20 protein-coding genes and 1 pseudogene are annotated in these 25767 nt (G+C 62.4%); 17 read left to right on the top strand and 4 right to left on the bottom strand.

The window, feature by feature from the left end:
- The 3 genes and pseudogenes from QAT43_RS01750 to QAT43_RS01740 all read right to left on the bottom strand — a co-directional run.
- Window positions 1-997 (bottom strand): annotated as a pseudogene (locus QAT43_RS01750) (hypothetical protein); the annotation flags it as partial.
- Between the two features lie 356 nt (window positions 998-1353).
- On the bottom strand, window positions 1354-2337 hold the full coding sequence (locus tag QAT43_RS01745; protein WP_442900179.1) for a serine/threonine protein kinase: 984 nt from the start codon (window positions 2335-2337) through the stop codon (window positions 1354-1356).
- A 175-nt stretch (window positions 2338-2512) separates the two neighbouring features.
- Window positions 2513-4090: a galactose-binding domain-containing protein gene (locus QAT43_RS01740; RefSeq protein ID WP_305041304.1), complete on the bottom strand. Its 1578-nt coding sequence runs from the start codon at window positions 4088-4090 to the stop codon at window positions 2513-2515.
- Between the two features lie 402 nt (window positions 4091-4492).
- Here QAT43_RS01740 and QAT43_RS01735 point away from each other — a divergent pair, with 402 nt between their 5' ends.
- The 3 genes from QAT43_RS01735 (at window position 4493) to QAT43_RS01725 (ending at window position 8207) form a co-directional block, all read left to right on the top strand.
- Window positions 4493-4939: a cache domain-containing protein gene (locus tag QAT43_RS01735; protein ID WP_305041303.1), complete on the top strand. Its 447-nt coding sequence runs from the start codon at window positions 4493-4495 to the stop codon at window positions 4937-4939.
- 290 nt (window positions 4940-5229) lie between these two features.
- Window positions 5230-6642 (top strand): sensor histidine kinase, encoded by a 1413-nt coding sequence (locus QAT43_RS01730; RefSeq protein ID WP_305041302.1) that lies wholly within the window; start codon window positions 5230-5232, stop codon window positions 6640-6642.
- Between the two features lie 14 nt (window positions 6643-6656).
- Window positions 6657-8207 carry a response regulator gene (locus QAT43_RS01725; RefSeq protein ID WP_305041301.1) on the top strand — a complete coding sequence of 517 codons (1551 nt, stop codon included), beginning with the start codon at window positions 6657-6659 and terminating at the stop codon, window positions 8205-8207.
- Between the two features lie 54 nt (window positions 8208-8261).
- On the opposite strand, the gene QAT43_RS01720 is transcribed toward QAT43_RS01725, so the two are convergent.
- The gene (locus QAT43_RS01720; protein WP_305041300.1) at window positions 8262-9857 is read right to left on the bottom strand and encodes an aspartate:alanine exchanger family transporter; all 1596 of its coding nucleotides are present in this window, start codon (window positions 9855-9857) and stop codon (window positions 8262-8264) included.
- A 146-nt stretch (window positions 9858-10003) separates the two neighbouring features.
- Between QAT43_RS01720 and miaB the strand changes: the two genes are divergently transcribed.
- From miaB to QAT43_RS01650, 14 genes are all read left to right on the top strand, one after another.
- Window positions 10004-11347 carry a tRNA (N6-isopentenyl adenosine(37)-C2)-methylthiotransferase MiaB gene (miaB, locus tag QAT43_RS01715; RefSeq protein WP_305041299.1) on the top strand — a complete coding sequence of 448 codons (1344 nt, stop codon included), beginning with the start codon at window positions 10004-10006 and terminating at the stop codon, window positions 11345-11347.
- Between the two features lie 65 nt (window positions 11348-11412).
- Complete coding sequence (locus QAT43_RS01710) at window positions 11413-13299, top strand: GGDEF domain-containing response regulator (protein WP_305041298.1); 1887 nt, start codon at window positions 11413-11415, stop codon at window positions 13297-13299.
- Window positions 13300-13303: 4 nt separating this feature from the next.
- Window positions 13304-14776 (top strand): DUF4388 domain-containing protein, encoded by a 1473-nt coding sequence (locus QAT43_RS01705; protein WP_305041297.1) that lies wholly within the window; start codon window positions 13304-13306, stop codon window positions 14774-14776.
- Entirely contained in the window at window positions 14773-15423 is a 651-nt protein-coding gene (locus QAT43_RS01700) for a histidinol phosphate phosphatase domain-containing protein (protein WP_305041296.1), read from the top strand. Before QAT43_RS01705 ends, QAT43_RS01700 begins: the two co-directional genes overlap by 4 nt.
- 85 nt (window positions 15424-15508) lie before the next feature.
- Window positions 15509-16579 carry a M42 family metallopeptidase gene (locus QAT43_RS01695; RefSeq protein ID WP_305041295.1) on the top strand — a complete coding sequence of 357 codons (1071 nt, stop codon included), beginning with the start codon at window positions 15509-15511 and terminating at the stop codon, window positions 16577-16579.
- Window positions 16580-16714: 135 nt separating this feature from the next.
- Window positions 16715-18190 carry an IMP dehydrogenase gene (gene guaB / locus QAT43_RS01690; RefSeq protein ID WP_305041294.1) on the top strand — a complete coding sequence of 492 codons (1476 nt, stop codon included), beginning with the start codon at window positions 16715-16717 and terminating at the stop codon, window positions 18188-18190.
- An 84-nt stretch (window positions 18191-18274) separates the two neighbouring features.
- On the top strand, window positions 18275-19837 hold the full coding sequence (gene guaA / locus QAT43_RS01685; protein WP_305041293.1) for a glutamine-hydrolyzing GMP synthase: 1563 nt from the start codon (window positions 18275-18277) through the stop codon (window positions 19835-19837).
- A 50-nt stretch (window positions 19838-19887) separates the two neighbouring features.
- Window positions 19888-20610 carry a phosphatase PAP2 family protein gene (locus tag QAT43_RS01680; RefSeq protein ID WP_305041292.1) on the top strand — a complete coding sequence of 241 codons (723 nt, stop codon included), beginning with the start codon at window positions 19888-19890 and terminating at the stop codon, window positions 20608-20610.
- Window positions 20611-20636: 26 nt separating this feature from the next.
- The gene (gene galE, locus QAT43_RS01675; protein WP_305041291.1) at window positions 20637-21614 is read left to right on the top strand and encodes a UDP-glucose 4-epimerase GalE; all 978 of its coding nucleotides are present in this window, start codon (window positions 20637-20639) and stop codon (window positions 21612-21614) included.
- Between the two features lie 103 nt (window positions 21615-21717).
- Window positions 21718-23061: a UDP-glucose dehydrogenase family protein gene (locus QAT43_RS01670; protein WP_305041290.1), complete on the top strand. Its 1344-nt coding sequence runs from the start codon at window positions 21718-21720 to the stop codon at window positions 23059-23061.
- Between the two features lie 17 nt (window positions 23062-23078).
- Window positions 23079-23468: a nucleotide pyrophosphohydrolase gene (locus QAT43_RS01665; RefSeq protein ID WP_305041289.1), complete on the top strand. Its 390-nt coding sequence runs from the start codon at window positions 23079-23081 to the stop codon at window positions 23466-23468.
- 2 nt (window positions 23469-23470) lie between these two features.
- Window positions 23471-24463 (top strand): helix-turn-helix transcriptional regulator, encoded by a 993-nt coding sequence (locus tag QAT43_RS01660; RefSeq protein ID WP_305041288.1) that lies wholly within the window; start codon window positions 23471-23473, stop codon window positions 24461-24463.
- Window positions 24464-24532: 69 nt separating this feature from the next.
- Window positions 24533-24952 (top strand): hypothetical protein, encoded by a 420-nt coding sequence (locus QAT43_RS01655; protein ID WP_305041287.1) that lies wholly within the window; start codon window positions 24533-24535, stop codon window positions 24950-24952.
- Between the two features lie 109 nt (window positions 24953-25061).
- Window positions 25062-25670 carry a Maf family protein gene (locus QAT43_RS01650; protein WP_305041286.1) on the top strand — a complete coding sequence of 203 codons (609 nt, stop codon included), beginning with the start codon at window positions 25062-25064 and terminating at the stop codon, window positions 25668-25670.
- Window positions 25671-25767: the final 97 nt, after the last annotated feature.

Genomic DNA, 25767 nt, shown 5'->3' with positions numbered 1-25767 from the left:
TGGACGTCACCAACTTGCTGGTGCCGTCGGTCAGATTGGCCGTCAGATCCGGGTGGTTGGGGGCCACCCCGTCGAGATCGATGACGCCGATGGTGATGTCGGGCGACCCGCCGCGCAGGGCGACGGCCACGTTGTCCAACAGATCCCAGGCATCATCGGCGTTGATAAGGGGCAGATGGGGCACTTGTCCCCACAAGGGATCGTTGGGGGTGTACTGATCCGCTTCGACCGCGAAGGTCAGGTTGGGTTCGACGTAGATCACGCGACCGCTTCTTGCCAGGGCATCGGCCGCCTTGAGCAGATCGTAGGAAGGGTTTCCCTCGCGCGCCAGCACAAAGGCGTTTCCGGCATGGCGCAATTCGCGCAGGATTTTCAAGCCCACGCCCCCCGCCAGTCGTTCCGCTTCCGGTCGGCGCACCTCATCGACAAAACGCACGATCAATTCGTTGGTAAGGCCCAAGGCCGGTCGCTCGCCGTGCTCGATGGGCCGCGCGATCTCGGCGTCAAGCTTGGCGGCGCTCAGTTCCTTGGCCAGGGCTTGGGCTTTTTCCATGTCGCCCTCGACGTGCGCGAAAACCTCATCGGGGGAACTCGCCGCGCGCGAGGCGACCGGGCGCCATTTAAGCTTGTGCGCCTTGGCCAGTTTGGCAAACACCTCGGCCGCATTCTTACCCAGGGCGCGCAGCAGGAACGCATCGTCCCTCGGCATAAAAGCCAGGCGGTCAAGCCCCTGGCTGTAGGAGAGCTGCCCGGGATGACGCAGGCCGATCACCACCTGGGTCACCTCATCGCGCAATTCGACGGTGTGGTTCTCCGGTTCGAAGCCCTCCGCCGCGACCTCGATCCTCAGCCGCTCGCCGGGTCGGCCGCGGCCCACCCAGCGGTCTTCCTCGAACTGCAATTTGACCGGTCTCTGATCGGCTGTGATCGCCTGGACCCGGGCGTCCTTGATCAGCCGATAGTGGGCATCCACGATTCTGAGCCACAGGGTGTTCATGGTCATTCTCCTTCTGGAATCAACAGGCGGTTTCGAGGGTTCGGGTGCCCTGTGCTGGTCTTGGTTTTCGCAGCTCTTTGTGGGGCTTGCGAGAGGACCAGAGCTGGTGCACGCCGACGCGTTTTTTCATTAACAAAATGTCCTCTGCGGTAACTATGCCGCAGCGCCGCGCGTTGTCAAATCACCGGAAGGTACTGGAAAAATTAATTTTTTCAAGCCTGGCCGTGCTTGGTCCGTGCCTGGCGAGGCTCAATGCAAAGCTTTGGACTTCTTGAGGATTTGAGGTGAGGATTGGGGCGGGAGGCCGAAGGGCGAACCGCGCGAAAAGCCCTGGCCAAGGCTTCGGCGGACAGGACTTAGAGCAGTTGCAGGGGCATCTCTTGTAGGGCGGCGAGTTGCTCGCGCAGTTCGAGGATGTGTTCGCCCCAGTAGCGGGTGGTATTGAACCAAGGGAAGTTGACGGGGAAGGCGGGGTCTTCCCAGCGGCGCGCCAGCCAGGCGCAGTAGTGCAGGATGCGCAGGGAACGCAGGGCTTCGATGAGGCGCAACTCACGGGGCTGAAAATCGTAAAACTCCGCGTAGCCCTCGACGATTTCGCTCAATTGCGCGTTCTGCCGCGCCCGGTCGCCGGAGAGCATCATCCAGATATCCTGCACCGCCGGCGCCAGGCGCGCATCGTCGAGGTCGACCAGGTGCGGCGCGTCGTCGCGCCACAGGACGTTGCCGGCATGGCAGTCGCCGTGGATGCGGATGAGGCGGGGCGCAACCTCCTGAAAAAGCGCTTCGATGGTTTGCAGAAGGTCGCGGCTCAGGGCGTCGTAATTGGCCCTGTATTCGGGCGGGATGAATCGGTCGCTGATCAGCGCCACGCTCTCATGGCCGAAGCTCCGCACGTCGAGGACCGGGCGGTGGCGGAAGGGGCGGGTGGCGCCGATGCGGTGAAGGCGCCCAAGAAGGCGGCCCATGATCAGCAGGTTGTCGCCGTGATCAAATTCCGGGGCGTGGCCTCCCTGGCGCGGATATAGGGCAAAGCGCATGGCGTGATGATGAAACAGGGTCTCGCCCTCGGCGTTGCGCAACGGCGCCACCACCGGCAGTTCATGCTCGGCCAGCTCCAGGGCAAAGCCATGCTCCTCTTGGATCTGCGCATCCGTCCAGCGCCCCGGTCGGTAGAACTTGGCGACCAGCGGCGCCCCCTCCTCGATGCCCACCTGATAGACGCGATTTTCGTAGCTGTTGAGCGCCAGGGTGCGGCAGTCGCAGCGATAGCCCTGGCTCTCCACGGCATCCATGATGAAGTCGGGGGTGAGCTTGTGGAAAGGATGGGGCGAGACGGTCATGGGGGAAATATCTTTCATGGAGGGGCTTGGGATGCTTCGGCCGAGACGCAACCATAGCATCAACCCGCATCAAGGTTCAAACCTTGAACGATGTTGAGGCAGTGGTGAGCCGAGCCCGCTCCATGGACGGGTCTATTGACGGCATTTCCATTCAGGAGCAGCCCGCCCTCGACGATCATGGGTACACTTCCAACTCCTTGATGGAATAGCCGTTCTTGCTGTAGGGCTTGCGGCACTCGACGCGCACATAACGGGCGCTGCGTGAGGAGAAGGACATCTCCTCGCGACCGCCGCGGCCTTCCTTGACCTCCTTGACGGTGGTCCAGTCCTTGCCGTCGCGGGAGAGTTGCAGCCGGTATTCCTTGGCGTAATCGCTGTGCCAGTCGATCACCACCCGGCGTACATCGTGGCTGCCGCCGAGATCGACACTCAGCCAGTGCGTCGATTCGGACTTGGCCCACCAGCGGGTACTGGTGTTGCCGTCCACCGCCCTGGCGGCCTCGTAGCCCGCTTCTTGGCGCGAAGCCTGGGCGGGTTTACCCAGGGCCAGGTTGTCGAACATGGGCGGAGGATCGCCGCCTCCCGCGTTTTCGACCGTCAGGGGAATGACCTGGGTGGTCAACAGACCTTGGTTGTCCTCGGCCTGAATCGTCAAGGTGTGCGGTCCGTTGGGGTTGGCATAATTCTGACCGCGGAAGAGAATGAAACGGGTATCCCAGCGCGAGGTCCAGGTCCCGGAAGGCTTGTCGTCGGGACCGGTCATCGGGATCCGCGAAAAATCATCGATCCAATAGACCACGCGGTGCACCCGGATGTTGTCGCTGGCGGTGACGCGGATGTCGATGGTCCCCGAAACGGTGGCGTTGGCCATCGGCTGCAGCACCTGTACGAGGGGTGGGCCGGGCCCGCTGCTGGGCAAGCCGTCGAAACTCGGCACGCTGTAGAGCCGTCCGCCGCTGGCAATCTGTTTCAGGAAGAACTGCAACGTCGGATTTTTCCAGCGAAAGCCCCCTTCGTCGTTCATGTCCTCGCCGTTGGGTTTGATGTCCTCATAATTGTCCTCCATGAAATCCGCGTCACCGTTGCGGGTATACTGGCGCCAGAAGAGCGCAAAATTCCCCTTGCCGGCCCGATAGACCGGCCCGCCAGGACTGACCTGCCCTTTGGGAATGACGGTGTAACCCACCGCCTTCCCTGGGGCAGCATGAAAGGGTGGTGGGAAACCGGCGGTATTGGCAGTGTTCTGGTGACAGGACACGCAGGCGCCGAAGTCCTGGATCGGTCCTCCGTTGTCATGCATGGTGCGGCCGTGGCATTCGCGGCAGGCCGCCTGCTTGGGGCGATCCTGGGCAAAGGCCGGCACCTTGTGGCAATAGGTGCAATCTCCTGTTCCCGCCGCCATGCCGCGATGATGAGGCGTGCGGGTGGGGCCGGGCTTGAGGAAATGGCAGACCACGCAGTCGCGAAATTCGCTGAAATCATAGAAGGGGGTGTCGGGAGATCCGCTCAAGGCGTGGCAGGTAAAGCAATTGTAGATTTCTCCGGGCTGGGCGAACGGCGCGTCGCTCTGGGGGGGGATGGTCAAGCCGAGCAGTTTGTGATGACGGTCCGGCAGGTACTCGGGGCTGGCGATGGCCGGATTGTCATGACAGGTATTGCAATCGTTCAGGGTCTGGGTTGCGTAAGGCTTGGGGACGCCCTGGAACCCTCCGACCGGAGCGCCCAAGGCCGTGGCACCGAATAAGGGAAACATCGCCCATGAGATGGTCGCGAGCAACATCCGTCCAAATGATCTGCTTGCGCTGCGCATAAGGTTCCTCCCCGATTCAAGAATCCTCGCCCCCGATGAAAATAGATGAGCTGCAACATTTCGCGACTTTATATCCAGTTGTGCTGTTGTCAAGGCGTTGAAATAAAAAATACTGTAATTAAAAAGAGCAGATTAGAGAGGCATTAAAAAACAGGGTTTTATGTATTTGTTGAGAAGAACGGTACGGATAAGCGTTAAAAATTTGTATTTAAATATTCAAAATATTTATGAAGAATTTTTGTTGAAAAAAAATAGAATAGCGTTATATTCGATTTCGCTTGGTTGCCGGGTGGTCCGGCAAACCAATTGCTGTCGAGGGCCATTCAAGAATAATGGGAGGACGGAATGAACCGGATCAAGTTGTGGTGTGCTTTAGCGGTATTGACCCTGGCGCTGGTATCCACGGCGATTGCTGGTGAGTTCGGCACCGCCGAGGAAGCCAAGGCGATGCTCGAGAAGGCCGTCGCCGCGGTCAAGGCCAACAAGGCCGAGGCGCTGGCCAAATTCGCCAAGGGCGAGGATGGTTTCAAGGATCGCGATCTTTACCCCTTCTGCGGCGGGCCCGACGGCAATTTCACCGCCCACCCGAGCCTGACCGGCAAAAGCCTCAAGGATCTCAAGGACAAGGCCGGCAAGGCCCTGGGCGAGGAGATCTACGCCAAGGCGCAGGAAGGCGCCATCAGCGAAGTCTCCTACATGTGGCCGCGTCCGGGTTCCGATGTGCCGGTGGAGAAAGTCACGTTCGTGACCAAGGTCGACGACCAGGTCTGCTGCGTCGGCTACTACAAGTAAGTTTCCGTTGTCGTACCGAATATTACGAGGGCGCTTTCCGCGAGGGAGGCGCCCTCTTGTTATTGGCCCTCGCGGTTTGCCGGTTTCTTGGCAACCCCGTTCTTCTTGGTCAAGCCGGGGTGGGACAGGTGTGGTGCTTGGGAAAAAAACCAGGATTTGACATTAGCGAAAATTCATTGTACATAATCCATGCGCGTGCTGTGCTTTTTTTGTTCTGGGAAGGAGCCGACGACGGTGAATTTTTCAGGAAGGGATTGCCGGCCAAAATTACTTAAAACCGTGGAAGACGAATGACATACACGTGGAAAATAGGCTATCTTCGGGCAATTTTATTGGTTTCCTGCCTGCTTCTCGGCGCCATGCTGACCTACAACAGCCTGGTGGTCTATCCCTCCTTCACGCGCATGCTGACCCTGAATACCGAGGAAGAGGCCGTGCGGGTGGCCAGCTATCTGATGACCGAGGTTCTCGGCGAAGCCGACGACCTGCACGATGTTTCCGGAATCGCCGACAGAATTCAGGATGCCCGCGATCAGTTTCGGCTATGGAAAATAAAAATCTTCTCGGCCACCGGCGAGATTGTTTATTCGACGGAAGCCGCGGATATCGGTACGGTCAACAGCAGCCTGATTTTTACCAATGAACTGCCCGCTGGGCATATTCTTTCCAAGGTGGTCAGAAAGGACGGCAAGTCCACCGAGGGGCAGGTCGTGCCTCTCGATATCACCGAAACCTACGTGCCCATCCTCAAGGAAGGGACATTTCTCGGCGCCTTTGAAATCTACTATGACATCACCCAGCGCAAGGCTCGCCAGGACCAGAACCTGCGCAAGTCGACCCTGGTCTCGGCCGCCATTGCGGTGCTGTTTTTCGGCGCGCTGATTTTCATCCTGGAGCGCACCGGAAAAAGCATCGTCGAACGGCAAATCGCCGAGCAGAAACTCATCGAATATCAGAAACACCTGGTCGAATCGGAGAAAATGGCGTCCCTCGGTGGGCTGGTCGCCGGTGTCGCCCATGAAATCAACACCCCCGTCGGCGCCGCCGTGACCGTTGCCTCCTCCCTGGATGAGCGCACCCGGCAGTGCCGGGAACTTCTGCTGAACAACCAGATCAAGCGTTCCGACTTGCAGAAATATTTTGAGACCGCGACCAGTTCGGCCGCCGTCATTCTCAGCAGCCTGAGGCAGGCCGCCGAGCTGATCAAAAGCTTCAAACAGGTTGCGGTGGATCAGTCCTGCCAGGAAAAGCGGACCTTCAGGATACGCGAGTGTATCGAGGATGTGCTGCTCAGCCTGAAACCGAAATTTCGACAAGGAGCGCACCAGGTGGAGGTCATTTGTCCCGAGGACCTCGAAATCAACCAGTATCCCGGGGTGATGACCCAGATTTTCACCAATTTGGTGATGAATTCCTTGACTCACGGCTTCGCGCAAAGGGACCAGGGGCGCATTCGATTTGACGTGCAAACCACGGACAGCCTGCTGCGGATCCGCTATGAGGACGACGGCGTGGGCATGAGTGCGGAAACCTTGCAGCGCATCTTCGAGCCTTTTTTTACCACCCGGCGCGGGCAAGGCGGCTCGGGGCTCGGCATGCACATCACCTACAACCTGGTCTCCCAGACCCTGGGAGGAACCATTGCGTGTGACAGCTCTCCTGGACAGGGCGCGGTCTTCACCCTTTGCGTCCCCTTGAATTGAGCAGGCAGGCGAGCATGACACCGGAATTTGACGACGATGAAATTTTCTTTGCCGACGAGGACCCCGAGGGGGCGAGCACGCCGGAGCGCGGCACTTGGAAGCTGCTGGTCGTCGACGACGAAGAGCTGATTCACAATGCCACCCGCATCGCCTTGGAGGGCTACCGTTTCGAGGACCGCGGCCTGCTGCTGCTCAGTGCCTATAACGGACGGGAAGCGCGCGACCTGCTCGCCGCCCATCCCGACATCGCCATCGTGCTGCTCGATGTGGTGATGGAGTCCGATGACGCCGGGCTCAAGCTGGCGCGCTACATCCGCGAAACCCTCGACAATCAGCTGATGCAGATCGTCCTGCGGACCGGGCAACCGGGCGCCGCGCCGGAAAAGCAGGTCATCGCCCAGTACGACATCAACGACTACCGGGAAAAAACCGAACTCACCGAGTTGCGCCTGTTCACCACCATCACCACCGCCCTGCGGGCGCACCGCAATCTGCTGCGCATCGAGAAGAATCGCAAGGGGCTGGAGCTGATCATCGCTTCGACGGGCCAACTATTCGCCGATCAGCGCCTGCGCAATTTCACCGCCGGGGTGCTCACCCAACTCCAGTCGGTGCTCAATCTGGAAGAAGGATCGCTGCTTGCGCAGATCTCCGGATTCGCCGCCACCAGTGAGCGCGGCGGGCTCCAGGTTCTGGCGGGCACGGGTGATTTTCAGGCCTATGTCGGCCGGCCTCTGGAACAGGTGGTGTCCCCGGACATTCGTCGCAGCATCGACGAGGCCCTGCGGCTTCAGCGGAGCATATTTACCGAGAATGCCTATATCGGCTATTTTCTTACGGAAAATCGCTCCGTCAACCTGCTTTATCTCCACGGCTGCCGTGAGCTTGACTCTCTGGAAAAGGATCTGATCCGCACCTTTTCGTCCAATATCGCCATCGCCTTCGACAAAGTCTTCCTCACCCAGGAGATTTACGACACCCAGCGCGAGGTGATCGAAACCCTGGGTAGCATCGTGGAATCACGCTCCAACGAAACCGCCAATCATGTACGGCGCGTGGCGGAGTTTTCTAGCTTGCTGGCGCAAAAGGCAGGCATCGGCGAACGGCAGGTGAATTTGCTCAAGCAGGCCGCGTTCATGCACGACGTGGGCAAGATCGGCGTTCCCGACGGGGTGCTCAACAAACCGGGCAAACTCGACGACGAAGAATATGCCCAGGTGAAAAACCACACTTCCCTCGGGCATGCGATCCTCAAGAACTCCAAGCGGGACATTCTGCAAACCGCGGCCATCGTCGCGCAGCAGCATCATGAGCGCTGGGACGGCAACGGATATCCCTTGGGATTGGCGGGGGAGGATATTCACATTTACGGGCGCATCATCGCCCTGGCCGATGTCTTTGACGCCCTGATCAATGAACGGGTCTACCGCGCCGCCCTCCCTCTTCCGGAAGTCATCGCCATCCTGAGGGAAGGCAGGGGCACCCAGTTCGATCCCCACCTGACGGACATCTTCCTGAACCATATCGACGAATTCGTGGAACTCAACGAGATCTGGGCCGATTAGGGCAAGGGGCGGGGCCTCGAAGGCTCCATGCCGGAGATAAGCCTGCCGCGCCTTTCATAAAAGCAAAAACAGCACTTTCACCGCGATGATCTTGCTGATGAGCGCCACGGGATAGACGGTGGCGTAGGCGGACTGGGCGTAGGGCGTGGCGGAGAGGGAACCGGCGGCTTCGAGGCCCGAGGCGCTGGTCATGCCGCCGACCAGCACGCCGAGCAGGCGCAGCAGGCGGATGCGCAGCAGCCACAGGCCGACGGCGGCGCCGACGGCCACGGGCAGCAGGGTGACGAGGACGCCGGAAAAGAGCAGGGGCAGGCCGTAGCTTTGCAAGGTGGCGACGAAGGTGGTGCCGGCCGAGGTACCCACCGCCGCCATGAACAGGGCCAGGCCCAGGTCGCGGATCAGGCGGTTGCCGGTGGTGGGGATTTCCCAGATGAGCCGCCCGGTCTGGTAGCGCGCGCCGAGGAGCAGGCCGGCGAGCAGGGCGCCGCCGGTGGTGCCGAGGCTGAAGGAACCGATCACCGGCAGGGGCAGGGTGATCTGACCGAGCAGGATGCCGAGCAGCAGCCCGAGCAGGATGGGCAGCAGGCTGATGTCGTAGGTGGCCTTGAGGTCGTTGCCGACGATGCGCGCGATGTTGCGCAGGGAGCGCTCGTCGCCCACCGCGTGCAGCACGTCGCCCAGATGCATGCGGGTGTTGGCGTCGGCGGGCAGGTCCACGCCGTTGCGGGTGATGCGCGCCACCTGCACGTTGAACACCTCGCGAAAGTTGAAGAAGCCCAGGGTTGCCCCGGCGAACTCGCGCTTGGAGACGACGATGTCCTTCTTGACCAGGACCCGGTCGAAGGCGATTTCCCCTTCCACGGGACGGCCGATGTAGAGCTGCACCTTTTCCAGGTCGGCGGGGCGCCCCACCACGCGCAGCCGGTCGCCTTCCTCAAGCACCGTTTCGGCGCCGACCAGCACGGGCTCGGAGGCATCCTTGCGCAGCAGGCGGGTGATGGTCACCGGGGCGATGCTCTTGAGAAAGATATCCACCACGCGCTTGCCGAAGAGGTTGGGATTGCTCACTTCGATGTGCTGGAAGGTGATGGGCGGATTGATCTCGGCCAGTTCACGGGCCAGTTTTTCTTCTTCGCGGGCGATGTCGCGGCGCAGGATGGCGGGTAGCAGTCGGATGGCCAGGGCCACGCCGATGATGCCGAAGCCGTAGGTGACGCCATAGGCGGCGGGCGCCTGGTCGTGGCCGAGGAGCTCCACCGCCGCCGCCAGCGACGGCGTGCTGGTCATGGCGCCGGCGAGCAGGCCCGCGCCGATGCCCGCGTCGAAGCCGAACAGGCGGCAGCAGGCATAGGTCACGGCGATGCCCACGGCGGTCATGACGCACACCAGCAGGGCCATGACCAGGCCGTGATTGCGAAAGGAACTGAGAAAGCCGGGGCCGGCCTGCAGGCCCACGGCGTAGATGAACATGGCCAGGCCGATGGTCTGCACCTCGCCGGGCAGGGTGTGGCCGAAATGGCCGAAGGCCAGGGCGACGAAGATGATGGACGAGGAGCCCAGGGACAGGTTCCACAGGCGCGCCTTGCCCAGCAGTTCGCCGAGGACGATGACCAACAGGAGCAGGAAGATGGGATTGTGCAGCAGATTCATGGGGACTGCTTTAGCGCAAGCCTTGGGGAAAGTCCAGTGTAAACATCCGGCGGCGACTCGGAATGCCCGCCAATTCGTTTGACATCCTCGCGGACGATTGATTACCATGGCGGACTGAATTCCAGAAAAGGTGACAATCACGCGAGATGGCAAAGTTTTTTTATCTTGAAACCTTTGGTTGCCAGATGAACGTGGTCGATTCGGAGCAGATCGTCGATCTGCTCGGTCGGGTCGGCTACCAGCAGGTCGACACCCCCGAGGAAGCCGGCCTCATCCTGCTCAACACCTGCTCGGTGCGCGACAAGGCCGAGCGCAAGGTCTACGGCCATCTCGGCCGCTTCAAGCCCCTCAAGGACCAGCGTCCCGAGCTGATCATCGGCGTGGGCGGCTGCGTGGCCCAGCAGGAGGGCGAGAAGCTGCTGGAGAAGCTGCGCTATGTCGATCTGGTGTTCGGCACGCACAACATCCACCGCCTGCCCGAGATGCTGGCCGGCGTCGAGCAGGAAGGCCGGCGCCGCCTCGAAACCGAGTTTCTCGATGCCGACACGCGCCGCGCGCTGTTTCCCGAGCGCAGCGTCAGCGACGCGGTGACGCGTTTCGTGACCATCATGCAGGGCTGCGACAATTTCTGCTCGTATTGCATCGTGCCCCATGTGCGCGGCCGCGAGATCAGCCGGGCGAGCGGTGAAATCCTCGCCGAGATCCGCGATTTGACGGCGCGCGGGGTAAAGGAAGTGACCCTGCTCGGGCAAAACGTCAATTCCTACGGCCTGCGCGAGGCGGGGGAGATGTCCTTCGCGCAACTGCTTCACGCGGTGCACGAGATCGACGGCATCGAGCGCATCCGCTTCACCACCTCCCATCCCAAGGATCTCTCCGCTGAATTGATCGCGTGCTTCGGCGGCCTGCCCAAGCTGGCGAAACACCTGCATCTACCCGTGCAGTGCGGCGCCGACCCGGTGTTGGCGGCCATGAATCGCGGCTACACCCGCGCCCAGTATCTGGAGAAGGTGGCACAACTTAAGGAGGTGTGCCCCGAGATTCGCCTGACCTCGGATGTCATCGTCGGTTTTCCCGGCGAGACGGAGGCGGATTTCGGCGAGACTCTTGCATTGGTCGAGGCGGTGCGCTACGCCGACATCTATTCCTTTCTCTATTCGCCGCGCCAGGGCACGGCGGCGGCGGAGCTGGCCGAGACCCTCGACCCCAAGGACAAGCAGGCGCGTTTCGATCGCCTGCTGGAGGTGCAGCAGCGCATCAGCGGCGAAATCTGGCAGGGCGATGTCGGCCGCGTGCTGCCGGTGCTGGTCGAGGGCGCCAGCCGCCAAGGCGGCGCGCAACTTTTCGGCCGCACCACCTGGAACCGCATCGTCAATTTCGCCGGACCCGCCGAGCTGATCGGCCGGGTCGTGTCGGTGCGCATCACCACCGCGCTGAAGAACAGCCAGATCGGCGAGTTGGAGATGGACGAGGTGCGCGCGGCAAGCTGAGCAACTTTCCCCCCTTTGCTAAAGGGGGAATCGGTCAAACCCCCGATTCTCGAACCGGAATCCTCATGGCCAAAGGGCGCATTCTCGCCATCGACGATGAAAAATTCTTCCGCGAGCTCTACCGCGACATCCTTGCCGCCGAGGGTTATGTGGTGCGCACCGCGGAAAGCGGCGAGGAGGCCCTCGACATCCTGCGCCGCGAGGATTTCGACCTGGTCATCTCCGATCTCGGCCTGACGGGGATGGACGGCGTCGAAACCAGCCGTGCCATCAAGCGTTTCAATCCCGAGCAGGAAATCCTCGTCGTCAGCGCCATGACCGATGTGCCCACGGCGGTGGCCGCCATGAAGGCGGGGGTGGCCGATTACGTGTGCAAGCCCATCAACCCCGAGGAATTCCTGCTGCTGGTCAACAAGACCCTGTTCCGCCGCGCCCTGCACCTCGAACACCGCAAGCTTCTCGACGAAAACCTCGAATACGTCTCCATCGTTTCCACCTACCAGAAATGCCGCGAATTTCTTCACGTTCATGAACTCGACCGCCTCGGCGACCTGATTCTCGACACCCTCATGGAGCTGCTGCGTGCCGAGGGCGCGGTACTGTGGCTGGCCGGTTTCGACGGCAGCTACTTCCGCCGTCGCTGTCGCCGCGGTCTGGCGCAGGTCTTGCCCGACGAGGAAACCCTGCAGCCGGGTGACGAGGAGCGCGGCCTGCCCCAGGGCGAAGAGCCGTTGCTGGTGCCCGGCGGCGTCCGGTTGTGGGTGCCGCTGGCCCATAACCGTGAAACCCTGGCGTTGATTCGCGTCGAGGCGCCGGTGGGCCGCGGGCAATTCAATCGTCGCGACCTCAAGGTGGCGGCGGCGGCGGCGGAATTCGCCGGGAGCGCCCTGCACAATGTCATGCTCCAGCGCGCCCTTGAGCAACGCAGTCTGCGCATGCCCCGCGCCGAGGCCTATAACATGGCCTTTTTCCGCGATCACATGGAGAAAGAGCTGAGCAAGGTGCGGCGCTACGGCCGTCAGTTGTCCCTGATCCGGCTGCGCGTGGAGAACTACGCCGAGCTTCATCACCATTTCCGCAGCCGCGAGCTAGAGGCGGCCATGACCCGGGTCATCGAGGCGATTAACTCGATTTTGCGCGATGCCGACATCATGGCCATGGCCGCCGGGGACGATTTTTACATCCTGTTGCCCGAAACCGACTACTGGGGGTCGCTCATTACCCAGAAGCGCATCCGCAAGGCCCTGCGCGGCAAGCTCACGCTCTGCGACATGAAGAAAAGCTTTCCCTTGCAGGCGCGTATGCGCTCGGCCGCTTTTCCTCTTGACGGAACCAGCTTTGAACAGCTCAGCGCCACCGCCGAGGGGCGCCTGACGCGGCTCAGGAGCAGTTTGTTTCTCAAGGAGGACTGGGAGCGGACCTCCTTTTGGGGGGTTGTCGGACAACTCCTCGGCAAACCCGAGGACTATCGATTCACCGCCAACGACCTGGTGCTATCCGAGCGCTTGCAGCGTTATCAGGATGACAGCAAAAGTCGCTATCTGCGCCTGCCCGGCGCCCAGCTGCCCTTGATCCAAGGCGCTTTTTTTCGTGAGGTCGTCGAGTCGAGCCGGGTGCGCGGCGTGATCTTTCGCGGCTGCGGCAATTTCGAGGAGCTGCGCGGCGAAATGCCCGATCTCGAGGCGCTGGAAAAATCAGCGACCTCCCTGTTCCTGGTGGGCGGCAACGAGCGGGTGCAGTGGGATTATCAGCGCACCGTGCCGATTTTCATCGAGGGCGATGCGTTTCACAAGGTGCCCTTTCTGCTCTATCTCAACGAGGATTCGGCCTATGCCCTGTTTGCCCGCCGACGGGGCGAGGAACTGGTGGGTTTTCATACCTCGGATTTTTATTTCGTCGAGAACATGATCGCCAAGTTGCAGGAGCAGTATCAGCTTCAGGTGCAGATCTAAGCCCATGAGCGACGCCAATACCCGCAAAATCATTCTGGCCAGTGCCCGCGGCGATTTCGCCGAGGTGGCCGCTTCCCTCAAGCGGCGCGGTTTCGAGGTGCAGTCCTGCGCCGACGGCAGCAAGGCCCTGGAGCGCTCCCTGGCCCTGGTGCCCGACCTGATGGTGGTGGATACGGATCTGCCGCTTATCGAGGCGGCGCGTCTGGCGCAGATTCTTCGCGCCAACCCGCGCACCGACAAGCTGGCCTTCATCTTCGTCGGCGGGGAGGGCGAGGAAGTCGAGGGGTTCCGCCGCCATCGCGATCACTACCTGGTGCGGCCCTTCAACGCCGAGCAGATGCTCGCCGTGGTGCTCGGTCATCTGCTGCGCCAGGAGCGCACCGCCCAGGTGACGCGCCAGGGCAAGCAGGTGGAGGGCAATCTGGAGCAGGTCTCGCTCATCGACATGCTGCAGATCTTCGGTCACAGCCGCAAGGACGGCACCCTGGTCCTGGAGCGCGACCAGCAGCAGGGAGAGATTTTTCTCCTCGAGGGCAGCGTGATCAATGCCCGCTGCGGGCGAGCCGAGGGGGAAAAGGCGTTTTTTCGGTTGCTGGGCTGGGAGCGCGGCCGTTTTTCCTTTACCCCCGGCCTGCCCGAGGAAGAGGTGCGCATTACTCAGCCCCTGGAGCACCTGATCATGGAGGGACTGCGCCAGAGCGACGAGCTCAATGCCCTGGCCGACAAGCTGCCGCGCTCCGATTCCCTGCTGTTTCTCAAGGTGCCCCTGGATCGGTTGCCGCGCGGTCTGCGACCGACCACCCAGGAAATCCTGGTGCTGCTGGAATATTATCAGCGGGTGGAGGACATCCTCGATCACTGTCCGCGCAGCGATTACGACATCCTGCAAATCCTGCGCATCCTGTTGGACAAGGGCGTGGTTGAGGAGCGGCGCGAGGAAGCGCTGGTGGCCGAGGAGCGCGAGCCGCTGCTGCATTCCGATGAGATCATCCAGATCCGCGATCAACTGGGCGAGCGCGATGCCCTGCTGGAAGAGGCGACCGTTAAGCTTATCGTGCTGGCGGCGCGGGCCGAGGCGATGCATCAGCTGCTGCCGTATCTGCGCAGCTTTGCCGAATTTGAGCCCGACTCCAGATTGGCGGGCGGCTTCCAGGGGGTGGGGATTCGCGACCTCGGGCTGCTGCGCCTGGGGGAAACTTTCGCCCTGCGCCTTCTGTCCCTGCCCACCCTGGCCGAGGCCGCGCCCTTGTGGTCGCCCTTCTGCCGGCGCCTCTACGGGGTCTTGGCCTTGACGGACGGCGAACCTCCTTCCGCGGCTGAAAGCTATTTTGCCGATCGTGGCGACGTGCCCCTGGCACGGGTGAGTTTCGCCGTCGGCACGGAGCACGTTTTCTTTCTGGAAAAGGGGGACCGCGCAGGCTTGCGGCAGCTGCTCGTCTTTCTGTTGACCCGCCTCTCGCAAAAGGAAGCCTCATGATCGACCTGCATACCCATACCCTGTTCAGTGACGGGGAGTTGTTGCCCGCCGAACTCATCCGTCGCGCCGCGGTGGCCGGTTACACGGCCTTGGCGATTACGGACCATGTGGATCTGTCCAACCTGGATTTCATCGTGCCGCGCATCATCGAGAGTGCCCGGGTCTACGGCGCCGCCTGGGGCATCCAGGTGGTGCCGGGGGTCGAACTGACCCACATTCCCCCGGTGCAGATTGCCGCGGCAGCGCAGCGCGCGCGGCAACTCGGCGCGCGGATTCTGGTGTGCCACGGCGAAACCCTGGTCGAACCGGTGGCTCCCGGGACCAACGCCGCCGCCCTGGCCGCCGACATCGATATTCTCTCCCACCCCGGCCTCATCGGCGAGGACGAAGTGCGCCTTGCGGCCGCACGCGGCATCTGCCTGGAGATCACCACCCGCCGCGGCCATAGCCTGGCCAACGGCCATGTCGCGCAGTTGGCGCGTAAGCACGGCGCCAAGCTGGTGGTCAACAACGACGCCCATGGCCCCGGCGACCTGGTCTCCCCGGACCTGGCGCGCAAGGTGGCCAAGGGCGCGGGGCTGACCGACGAGGATTACGATCAGTGCCTGCGCAATAGCGCGGCGCTGGTGGAAAAGGCATTGAAGTAAATCGTCATTGGTCATTTGTCCTTTGTTGGAAAGCAAAAGCTCTGGATCAAATGACAAAGGACACAGGACAAAGGATAGCCTTTAAATGATTGAATCCAATTTTTCCTTTCTCAAGGAACTCGTCGAAGCACCCAGCCCCTCGGGCTTCGAGCAACCGGCGCAGCGGGTGATCCGGCGCCGGCTCGACGGGGTGGTGGATGAACTCAAGACCGATGTCATGGGCAATGTCATTGGCCTGGTGAAGGGGCGGGGCGAGAACCTGCCCCGGGTCATGCTTGCCGGGCACTGCGACGAAATCGGTTTCATGGTCAAGTACATCGACGAGCAGGGCTTCATCTACTTCGCCGCCATCGGCGGGGTCGATGCCCACCTGGTGCCCGGCCAGCGGGTTTATATCCATGGCCGGCAGCGTCCGGTGCTGGGCGTGGTGGGCAAGAAACCCATCCATCTCATGGAGCAGAAGGACCGCGAGACGGTGGTCAAGCTCAAGAGCCAGTTCATCGACATCGGCTGCCGCGGTCGCGAGGAAGTGCAGGCGCTGGTGGCGGTGGGCGATCCGGTAACCTTCGCCGTGGGTCTGGAGCGGCTGGAAAACGATCGGGTGATCTCGCGCGCCTTCGACGACAAGATGGGTGCCTTCATCGTCGCGCGGGTCTTGCAGGAGGTGCGCGCCCGGGGCCTGGCACCGGTGGATCTGTTCGGCGTTTCCACGGTGCAGGAGGAGATCGGCCTGCGCGGCGGCGCCACCAGCGTCTACGGCATCAATCCCGATGTGGGCATTGCCGTCGAGGTGGGTTTCGCCACGGACGTGCCGGAAATCGACAAAAAGGAAAACGGCGAGACCAAGGTCGGCGGCGGGCCGATCATTTCTCGTGGGCCCAACATCAATCCGGCGCTGTTCGAGCTGCTCATCGCCACCGCCCGCGACGAGAACATCCCCTGCCAGATCATCGGCCAGCCGCGCGCCACCGGCACCGACGCCAACGTCATGCAGTTGTCACGCGGCGGCGTGGCCACCGCTTTGGTCAGCGTGCCTCTGCGCTACATGCACACCCCGGTGGAGCTGTTGTCCCTGGAGGATCTGGAGAATACGGTGCGCCTGCTCTCCAGCCTGATCTACCGCATCGGCAACCGCGAGATGTTCATCCCCAATTGATGAAAACGCCATACGCCGTAAACAGTCGCAGCTTTAAATCTTGACCCTGGCGAAGATCCCGGGATAAATTTACCAATTATTTTTTTTCGCCGCCCTCTTTTTTTCTCGTCCCGCTTTTGCTTCGAGGAGTTTCTCATGCTGGATCGCGACCGTCTTCGCGAAGGTCTAACGTTCGACGATGTGCTGCTGGTTCCCGCCCACTCCACCGTTCTGCCCAAGGAAGTCGACCTCACCACCCAGCTCACCGCGCGTGTTCGCCTCAACATCCCGCTGCTGTCGGCCGCAATGGACACGGTGACCGAATCGCGCACCGCCATCTGCATGGCGCGCGAGGGCGGATTGGGGATCATCCACAAGAACATGAGTCCCGTCGCCCAGGCCACGGAGGTCGATCAGGTCAAGAAGTCGGAAAGCGGCATGATCGTCGATCCCATCACCATGGATCCCGACCAGAAAATCTACGAGGCGCTGGAATTGATGGAACGCTACCGCATCTCGGGGGTGCCCATCACCAAGGAAGGCAAGCTGGTGGGGATTCTCACCAACCGCGACCTGCGCTTCGAGACCAAGCTGGATCAGCCGATCCGCAACGTCATGACCAAGGACAAGCTCGTCACCGTGCCGCCGGGCACCACCCTGGAAGAGGCCAAGCACCATCTGCACCAGCACCGCATCGAAAAGCTCCTGGTGGTGGACGACAGGGGCGCCCTCAAGGGCCTGATCACCATCAAGGACATCGAGAAGGTGCGCAAATATCCCAACGCCTGCAAGGATGACCTGGGCCGCCTGCGCACCGGCGCCGCCATCGGCGTGGGCGCCGACCGCGAGGAGCGCCTGGAGTTGCTGGTGCGCGCCGGCGTCGATGTGGTGATCATCGATACCGCCCACGGCCATTCCCAGGGCGTGCTCGACGCGGTCATCGACACGCGTCGCCAGTATCCCGACCTGCAACTGGTGGCGGGCAATATCGCCACCGCCGCCGCCGCCGAGGCGCTGATCAAGGCCGGGGTGGATGCCGTCAAGGTCGGCATCGGCCCCGGCTCCATCTGCACCACGCGCGTCGTGGCCGGGGTCGGCGTGCCGCAGATCACCGCCATCGCCGATGTTGCCCAGATGACGCGCAAGGCGGGCATTCCGCTCATCGCCGACGGCGGCATCAAGTTTTCCGGCGATCTGCCCAAGGCCGTCGCCGCCGGCGCCGACATCATCATGATCGGTTCGTTGTTCGCCGGCACCGACGAAGCGCCCGGCGAAACCATCCTCTACCAGGGTCGCACCTACAAGTCCTATCGCGGCATGGGCAGCCTTGGCGCCATGAAACAGGGCAGCAAGGACCGCTACTTCCAGAGCGACGTGGAAAGCGACATCAAGCTGGTGCCCGAGGGTATCGAGGGGCGCGTGCCCTATCGCGGCAGCCTCTCGGCCAACATCCATCAGTTGATGGGCGGGCTGCGCTCGGGGATGGGCTACACGGGCTGTCGCACCATCAAGGAGCTGCAGGAGCGCGGCGAGTTCATGCGCATCACCAACGCCGGGCTGCGCGAATCCCACGTGCACGACGTCACCATCAGTCAGGAAGCGCCCAATTATCGGCTCGAACGCTTCAATTAAACGCTAACATTTCTCGGATATAAGGCACGCGAGGGGCGGGATTCTGGCATCCGCCCCTTGTTGTTTGGCCCACGGAGCATTTTCATGACCCAAGACATTCATCAGGAAAAAATCCTCATCCTCGATTTCGGTTCCCAGTACACCCAACTCATCGCGCGCCGGGTGCGCGAGGCCCACGTCTACTGCGAACTCCATCCCTACGACATGCCCCTGGCGGAGATCCGCGCCTTCGCGCCCAAGGGCATCATTCTCTCCGGCGGCCCCAAGTCGGTGTACGACGAGGGCGCGCCGGCGGTGGCCGAAGAGCTCTTCGAGCTGGGCGTGCCGGTGCTCGGCATCTGCTACGGCATGCAGCTCATGAGCAGGCATTTCGGCGGCGCGGTGGTGCCGGCCGGCAAGCGCGAATACGGCCACGCCGAACTTCTCGCCCAGGGGCGGCCGGGTCCGCTGTTCGACGGGTTCTTCGCCGAGGGCAGAAGTCCCGTGTGGATGAGCCACGGTGACCACGTGGAGAAAATCCCCCAAGGCTTCGAGGTGGTGGCGGGGACGGACAACGCGCCGGTGTGCGCCATCCAGGATGTGGCGAGAAACCTCTATGGCGTGCAGTTTCACCCGGAGGTCAACCACACGCCGCGTGGCGAGACGCTGCTCAACACCTTCGTGCGCCAGATCTGCGGCTGCCACGGGCGCTGGACGCCGGGGCAGATCATCGAGGACGCGGTGGCACGCATCCGCGCCCAGGTCGGTGCCGAGCGGGTCATTCTGGGGCTTTCCGGCGGGGTCGATTCCTCGGTGGCCGCGGCTCTCATCCATCGCGCCATCGGCGAACAGCTCACCTGCGTGTTCGTCGACAACGGCCTGCTGCGCCTCAACGAGGGCGATCAGGTGATGGCCACCTTCGCCGAGAACATGGGGGTGCGGGTGATCCGCGTCGATGCCGAGGCGCGGTTTCTCGACGCCCTGGCCGGGGTGAGCGATCCCGAGCGCAAGCGCAAGATCATCGGCAATCTCTTCGTCGAGATTTTCGAGGAAGAGGCCGCCAAGGTGAAAGATGCCCAGTGGCTCGCCCAGGGCACCATCTATCCCGATGTCATCGAATCGGCGGGCGCCAAGACCGGCAAGGCGCACAACATCAAGAGCCATCACAATGTGGGCGGGCTGCCCGAGCACATGAAGCTCAAGCTGCTCGAACCCCTGCGCGAGCTGTTCAAGGACGAGGTGCGCGCCATCGGCGAGGAACTCGGCTTGCCCCACGCCATGGTGTGGCGTCATCCCTTCCCCGGTCCGGGCCTGGGGGTGCGCATCCTCGGCGCGGTCAACAAGGAGTACGCCGACATCCTGCGCCGCGCCGACGCCATCTACATGGAAGAACTCTACAGCAGCGGCCACTACCACAAGATCAGCCAGGCCTTCGCCGTGTTCCTGCCGGTGAAGAGCGTCGGCGTCATGGGCGACGGCCGCACCTACGAGTATGTCATCGCCCTGCGCGCCGTGGAGACCCGCGATTTCATGACCGCCGGCTGGTATCCCATGCCCTACGCCGATCTGGCACGCATCAGCAACCGCATCATCAACGAGGTCAAGGGCGTCAATCGCGTGGTGTACGACATCTCGTCGAAACCCCCGGCGACCATTGAATGGGAATAATTTAATTCGGGGCTGTGATGAAGATTTTTTGGAGGGGAATTGCTGGGCTGGTGCTGGTGCTCCTGGTGCCGGCCCTGGTTTTGGGCGACCAGGCTCCTGATGCCGAAAAGCGGCTATGGACGCGCGCTGAAACGGCGCTTGCCTTGGGGCTGCTAGGCGGGGCCGGGGTGGTGTCGTTGTTTGACGAGGACATCCGGCGCGAGGTTCAGCGCCGCGAGCGCAACACCCTGGACGAAGCGGCTGACGGCTTGAATCTGCTGGGACATCCCGCCATGGGCTTGGGTCTGTCCGCGATTCTCTGGGGAGCGGGCGTCTGGCGCGAGGATCGTCCCCTTGCCGAGACCGGGCAGCTGGCCTTCGAAGCGGTCTTTCTTGGGCAACTGGCGACGGCGGCGCTTAAAGTTGGAGCAGGACGCAAGCGCCCTGATGAACGGGAAGATGCCTGGTCTTTTCGCCCCTTTTCCTTGGATAAGGATTACGACGCCCTGCCCTCGGGCCACACTGCCAATGCCTTTGCCCTTGCCGGGGTGCTGAGCCGCCGCGGTGAGCAGCCCTGGCTCCCCTGGGTCTGCTACGGGTTCGCCGGGCTGGTGGGCGCGGCCCGGCTCCAAGCCGATGATCATTGGGCGTCCGATGTGCTGGTTGGCGCATTGGCGGGCGAGATCGCCGCGCGTCTGGTGCTGCGCTTTCACGAGCGCCATCCCGAATATTTCCTGGGGATTGGCGCCATGGGCGATGGCGGTACCGGCGTTCAGTTCAGCTGGCGCTGGTAAAATATTCAAATTAGGGAGGGTGGGCGTTGAAAAAAATCTTCGTCACCGGCGGCGCCGGCTATATCGGCAGCCACGTGGTCAAGGCTTTGGGTGAGCGCGGTTTTGACGTGCTGACCTACGACAACCTTTCGACGGGCCACGCCGAGGCGGTGCTCCATGGGCAACTGGTGGTCGGCGATCTGTCCGATAGCGAATTGCTGCGCCGCACCCTGAACCACTATCGTCCCGATGGGGTGATTCATTTCGCCGCGCACATCGAGGTGGCGGAAAGCGTTGACAATCCCCTCAAGTACTACCGCAACAACACCCTCAATGCGCTGAACCTCTGGGAGATCCTGCGGGAACTGAATCTCTCCAACGTGATTTTTTCCTCGACGGCGGCGGTCTACGGCATTCCCGAGCACAATCCCGTCACCGAGGAGACGCCGCCGGCGCCCATCAACCCCTATGGCGCCTCGAAGATGATGAGCGAGCGGGTGCTGGCCGACCTGGCCGCCGCCACCCGGGACTTCAAATACGTGGCCCTGCGCTACTTCAACGTCGCCGGTGCCGATCCCCAAGGACGCATCGGGCAGAAATACCGCAACGCCACGCACCTCATCACTCGTGCTCTCAAGACCGCCAAGGGCGAATACGACGGATTGCAGGTGTTCGGCACCGATTATCCCACCCCCGACGGCACCTGCATCCGTGACTACATTCATGTGGATGATCTGGCCGCCGCCCACCTGGCCGCCCTCGATCATCTGGCGGCCGGTCATGGCAGCGGCGTCTTCAATTGCGGCTATGGCCACGGTTATTCGGTCAAGGAGGTGGTGGCCGTGGCGCGCCAGGTCACCGGCATCGACTTTCGCGTCGAGGAAGCGCCGCGCCGCGCCGGCGATCCGCCGGCCCTGGTGGCCGACAGCCGACGCCTGCGCCAGGCCACCGGCTGGCAGCCGCGCCACGATGACCTGGACTTCATCGTGCGCACCGCCTGGGAGTGGGAAAAACGGTTGGGGTAGATGCGACCCGCTGGGTCGCCCTGGGCGAGGCAGCGCCTCGCCCCTACGAAAGAATGGCAATTCAATATCGAGGGGTATTTCCCCCGCCAGGAGGTTGTGAATCATGAATCTGACCGTGATCGGCACCGGCTACGTGGGTCTCGTCACCGGCGCCTGTTTCGCCGAGATGGGCAATACCGTCTATTGCGTCGATATCGACGCCAACAAAATTGCCCGCCTCAAGGAAGGCGTCATCCCCATCCATGAGCCCGATCTGGAGCGCATCGTGCAGAGCAATGCCAAGGAGGGGCGGCTGCGCTTCACCACCTCCCTGCCGGAGGCCATGGCCGACAGCAGCGTGTATTTCATTGCCGTCGGCACTCCGCCCGGCGAGGACGGCTCCGCTGATTTGCAGCATGTGCTGGGAGTCGCGCGGGACATCGGCCAGAACCTCAAGGACTACGCGGTGGTGGTCAACAAGTCGACAGTCCCCGTCGGCACCGCCGATCGGGTTCGCGCGGCGATTGCCGAGGAATTGGCCAAGCGCGGCGCGGAGGTCTCCTTCGATGTGGTGAGCAATCCGGAATTTCTCAAGGAAGGGGCGGCGGTGGATGATTTCATGCGCCCCGACCGCATCATCATCGGCTCGTCCAGCGAGCGCGCCAGTGAAATCCTGCGCCTGCTCTACACCGATTTCTCGCGCAACCACGACAAGATCATGGTCATGGGCGAACGCGACGCGGAGATGACCAAATACGCCGCCAACGCCATGCTCGCCACCAAGATCTCCTTCATGAACGAGGTCGCCAATCTGTGCGACAAACTCGGTGTGGATGTGGAAAAGGTGCGCCTCGGCATCGGTTCCGACGCGCGCATCGGCTATTCCTTCATCTATCCGGGCTGCGGCTACGGCGGCTCCTGCTTCCCCAAGGACGTCAGCGCCCTGATCCACATGGCCGAGCAGAACTATCTTTTTCCCCTGGTGCTGCAATCGGTGCATCAGCGCAACATGTTCCAGAAGATGATCCTCGGCGAGAAGATCGTGGCGCGCTTCGGCCAGGATCTTTCCGGCAAGGTCCTGGCCCTCTGGGGCCTGGCCTTCAAGCCCGGTACCGACGATATGCGCGAGGCGCCCTCCATCATCCTGCTGCAACAGCTCATCAGTTGCGGCGCCCGCGTGCAGGCCTATGATCCCGTCGCCATGGACGCGGCGCGCCAGGTGCTGCCCAAGGCCTGGTTCGACAACGGCAGCCTGACCCTGGCCGAGCATCAGTACGATGCCCTCAAGGGGGCCGACGCCCTGGCCTTGGTCACCGAATGGAAGCCCTTCCGCCATCCCGATTTCGGCGCCATGAAGCGTCTGATGAACGCTCCGGTGGTGTTCGACGGGCGCAATCAGTACGACCCGGCGCGCATGGCCGCCGAAGGTTTCGAGTATTTCGGCATCGGTCGCGGCCGCAAACTCTAGCCCACGAGGAACGAATCATGAGTCAGCCGCCCGACGACCGGCACACCACCCTGCAGGAGCTCAAGGGGCGCGTCGCCGCCTTTGTCGCCGAGCGCGACTGGCAGCAGTTCCACACGCCCAAGAACCTGAGCATGTCCATCGCCATCGAGGCGGCGGAACTCATGGAGCATTTCCAGTGGCTGACCGTCGAGGCCTCGCGCAACCTCGCCCCCGAGGCGCTGGCGCAAATCGGCGAGGAACTGGCGGATATCGTTATTTATTCCCTGTCCCTCGCCAACACGCTCAACCTGGATCTCGCGCAAACGGTCCAGGCGAAAATGGCCAAGAACATCCGCAAGTACCCCGCCGAGAAGGTCAAGGGCAAGTCGCACAAGTACACCTGGTATGAAGGCAAGGAAGAAAGCTGAGGGTGGGCAAGCCGGCGAAGAAATACAGTCAGGCGGCGCGATTGCATGACGTGATCCGCATTCTGGAAGCGCGCTACGGGGCGACGGTGGACGAACTGGCCGAGGAATGCCAGGTGAACCGCCGCACCATTTACCGCGACCTGCGCGCCATCGCCGATGCCGGTTACCCGCTGACCCGCGAGGAGACCGCCGAGGGCACTCTCTACCGTTTCCTCACCGGCTTCAAGAACCTGCCGCCCATCACCTTTTCCCTCGAAGAGCTGATGACCCTCTATCTGTGCCGGGGGCAACTCGGCTTTTTGCAGGGCACGCCGTTTCAGGACGATCTCGACGCCATTTTCGGACGCATCCGCTCGTCCTTGCCGCCGCGCAGCGTCGCGCATCTGGAACGCATTGCCTCGGCGGCGGCGCCGCGCTTTCAAGGGGTGCGCGACTACCGCGACAAAAAGGAAATCCTTGCCGCCCTGCGCCGCGCGCTGCTCTATCAGTACCGCTGCCGTCTGCGCTATGCGCCGGCGCGCCGCGCGGCGGAAAGTTACGAGTTCGATCCCTACCTGCTGCTGTTCTACCAGGACTCCCTGTATCTCGGCGGCTACGCCCACAATCGCAAGAGCCTGCGCCTGTTTCTCATGGATCGCGTGCAAAAGGTCGAGGTGCTGGAGGATCGCTTCGAGGTGCCGGAGGATTTTCGCGCCGAGGCGCTCACCGGCCAGGCCTTTGGACTCATCGACGACGCGCCCCTGGATCTGGATCTGCGTTTCGGACCGGCGGTGGCCCATTTGATCCGTGAACGGTCGTGGCATCCTCGGCAATGCCTCGACGAGGAGAGCGATGGTTCCCTGCGCCTGCGTTTCACCGCCGCCGGGCGGGCCGAGATCCTCGCCTGGCTGTATTCCTTTCTTCCCCATGTCGAGGTTCTGGGCCCCGCCAGCCTGCGCGACGAATTCCTGGACGGACTGCGACAAACCCTGGAGCAGCACGAATCAACTCTTTGACATATTCTGTCGCATGAGTCGTTCAGTCTTGGGATATCGGCAACCCACCCCAGGACAAGGAGATGACCCATGGTACCCCTTCGCATCGACAGCGGCAGCGCGCAGAGTCTCTATCTCGACATCCATCACGTGCACTTCGCCCCGAGCTGCGGCACGGGCCATCTGGTGATTTCCGCAATCCTCGGCGATGGCTGCTACGAGGGGGAGATCGCGGTGGAACTGGGCTCCAGGATCGGCGTGACCTTTGCCGATCAGTATCTCGCCGAACGGCGTATCGCGGCGTTTTTCGCGCGCGTCGACCGCGACCGGTTGGAGGCGGCGATTCTTGACGCCGTCGGCACCCTGATCTTTTCCGTCGGCCGGCCGGGAACCCGGCAAAAAGTGCTTGCCTACCGCCACGGCACCCGCGTACTTTCCTTGCCCGGAGCCATTCGCCCTCGCAGGGTCGCGCCAAGGACAGGCTCCCGTCGCCAGGCCGTCAACGCCTGAGCGCGACCACCATCCAGGAACCTTTCAGGCAAGACCAGCGACTAGGGACAAAGGACAAAGGACAAGCGCCCACTTGCCCCTTGGCCACTTATGGAGTACAAATTACACCATGTCGAGCGACCCCACTCCCACCACGACCCGCGACCTCGTGCTCGCCTCCACCAGCCCCTACCGGCTGCAGCTGCTGCGGCAGCTCGGCCTGGCCTTTCACGTGGCGGCGCCCCAGGTCAACGAAACCATCGACCAGCAGGTGGCGCCGGAACTGCAGGTCAAGTATCTTGCCTCGCAAAAAGCCCTGAGCCTCGGCGCCAAGTATCCCGACGCGCTCATCATCGGCGCCGACCAGGTGTTTGTCGACGCGCGCGGCCGCATTCTCGGCAAGCCGGGTAATTTCGAGCGGGCCGAGGAACAGTTGCGGCTGATGGTCGGCAAGTCGCATGTTTTCTATACGGGGCTGTGTGTCTATGACAGCGCCGGCGGTCAGCTGCTCACGGATTACACCACTTTTCGCGTCACCCTGCGCACCCTGAGCCGCGAGCAGATTCATCGCTACGTGCGACGCGAGAATCCGGTGGACTGCGCCGGCTCCTTCAAGATCGAGGGGCTGGGCATCGCCCTCATGGAAAAAATGGAGGGCGAGGACTACACCGCCCTCATCGGCCTGCCCCTTATCCGCTTGACCGCCATGCTCGAGCATTTCGGGGTGCGGATCCTTTGAGTCGGGGCAAAAGTGCGTTGACCCCCCCGAAGCGCCTGTGCCATAATGCCCCCTTGGATTTTTACCCAAACTGTTGATTTTTTCTCCAACTGAAAAA

Origin of the sequence: Geoalkalibacter sp., from assembly GCF_030604225.1 — a bacterium.
GTDB lineage: Bacteria > Desulfobacterota > Desulfuromonadia > Desulfuromonadales > Geoalkalibacteraceae > Geoalkalibacter.
Note: the sequence above shows the minus strand (reverse complement) of the source record. Positions and strands in the feature narration are given on the sequence as shown.

Coding starts and splice junctions, on each gene's coding strand:
- QAT43_RS01745 (WP_442900179.1), bottom strand. CDS start 2,337: ATGACCGTCTCGCCCCATCCTTTCCACAAGCTCACCCCCGACTTCATC.
- QAT43_RS01740 (WP_305041304.1), bottom strand. CDS start 4,090: ATGTTTCCCTTATTCGGTGCCACGGCCTTGGGCGCTCCGGTCGGAGGG.
- QAT43_RS01735 (WP_305041303.1), top strand. CDS start 4,493: ATGAACCGGATCAAGTTGTGGTGTGCTTTAGCGGTATTGACCCTGGCG.
- QAT43_RS01730 (WP_305041302.1), top strand. CDS start 5,230: ATGACATACACGTGGAAAATAGGCTATCTTCGGGCAATTTTATTGGTT.
- QAT43_RS01725 (WP_305041301.1), top strand. CDS start 6,657: ATGACACCGGAATTTGACGACGATGAAATTTTCTTTGCCGACGAGGAC.
- QAT43_RS01720 (WP_305041300.1), bottom strand. CDS start 9,857: ATGAATCTGCTGCACAATCCCATCTTCCTGCTCCTGTTGGTCATCGTC.
- miaB (WP_305041299.1), top strand. CDS start 10,004: ATGGCAAAGTTTTTTTATCTTGAAACCTTTGGTTGCCAGATGAACGTG.
- QAT43_RS01710 (WP_305041298.1), top strand. CDS start 11,413: ATGGCCAAAGGGCGCATTCTCGCCATCGACGATGAAAAATTCTTCCGC.
- QAT43_RS01705 (WP_305041297.1), top strand. CDS start 13,304: ATGAGCGACGCCAATACCCGCAAAATCATTCTGGCCAGTGCCCGCGGC.
- QAT43_RS01700 (WP_305041296.1), top strand. CDS start 14,773: ATGATCGACCTGCATACCCATACCCTGTTCAGTGACGGGGAGTTGTTG.
- QAT43_RS01695 (WP_305041295.1), top strand. CDS start 15,509: ATGATTGAATCCAATTTTTCCTTTCTCAAGGAACTCGTCGAAGCACCC.
- guaB (WP_305041294.1), top strand. CDS start 16,715: ATGCTGGATCGCGACCGTCTTCGCGAAGGTCTAACGTTCGACGATGTG.
- guaA (WP_305041293.1), top strand. CDS start 18,275: ATGACCCAAGACATTCATCAGGAAAAAATCCTCATCCTCGATTTCGGT.
- QAT43_RS01670 (WP_305041290.1), top strand. CDS start 21,718: ATGAATCTGACCGTGATCGGCACCGGCTACGTGGGTCTCGTCACCGGC.
- QAT43_RS01665 (WP_305041289.1), top strand. CDS start 23,079: ATGAGTCAGCCGCCCGACGACCGGCACACCACCCTGCAGGAGCTCAAG.
- QAT43_RS01655 (WP_305041287.1), top strand. CDS start 24,533: ATGGTACCCCTTCGCATCGACAGCGGCAGCGCGCAGAGTCTCTATCTC.
- QAT43_RS01650 (WP_305041286.1), top strand. CDS start 25,062: ATGTCGAGCGACCCCACTCCCACCACGACCCGCGACCTCGTGCTCGCC.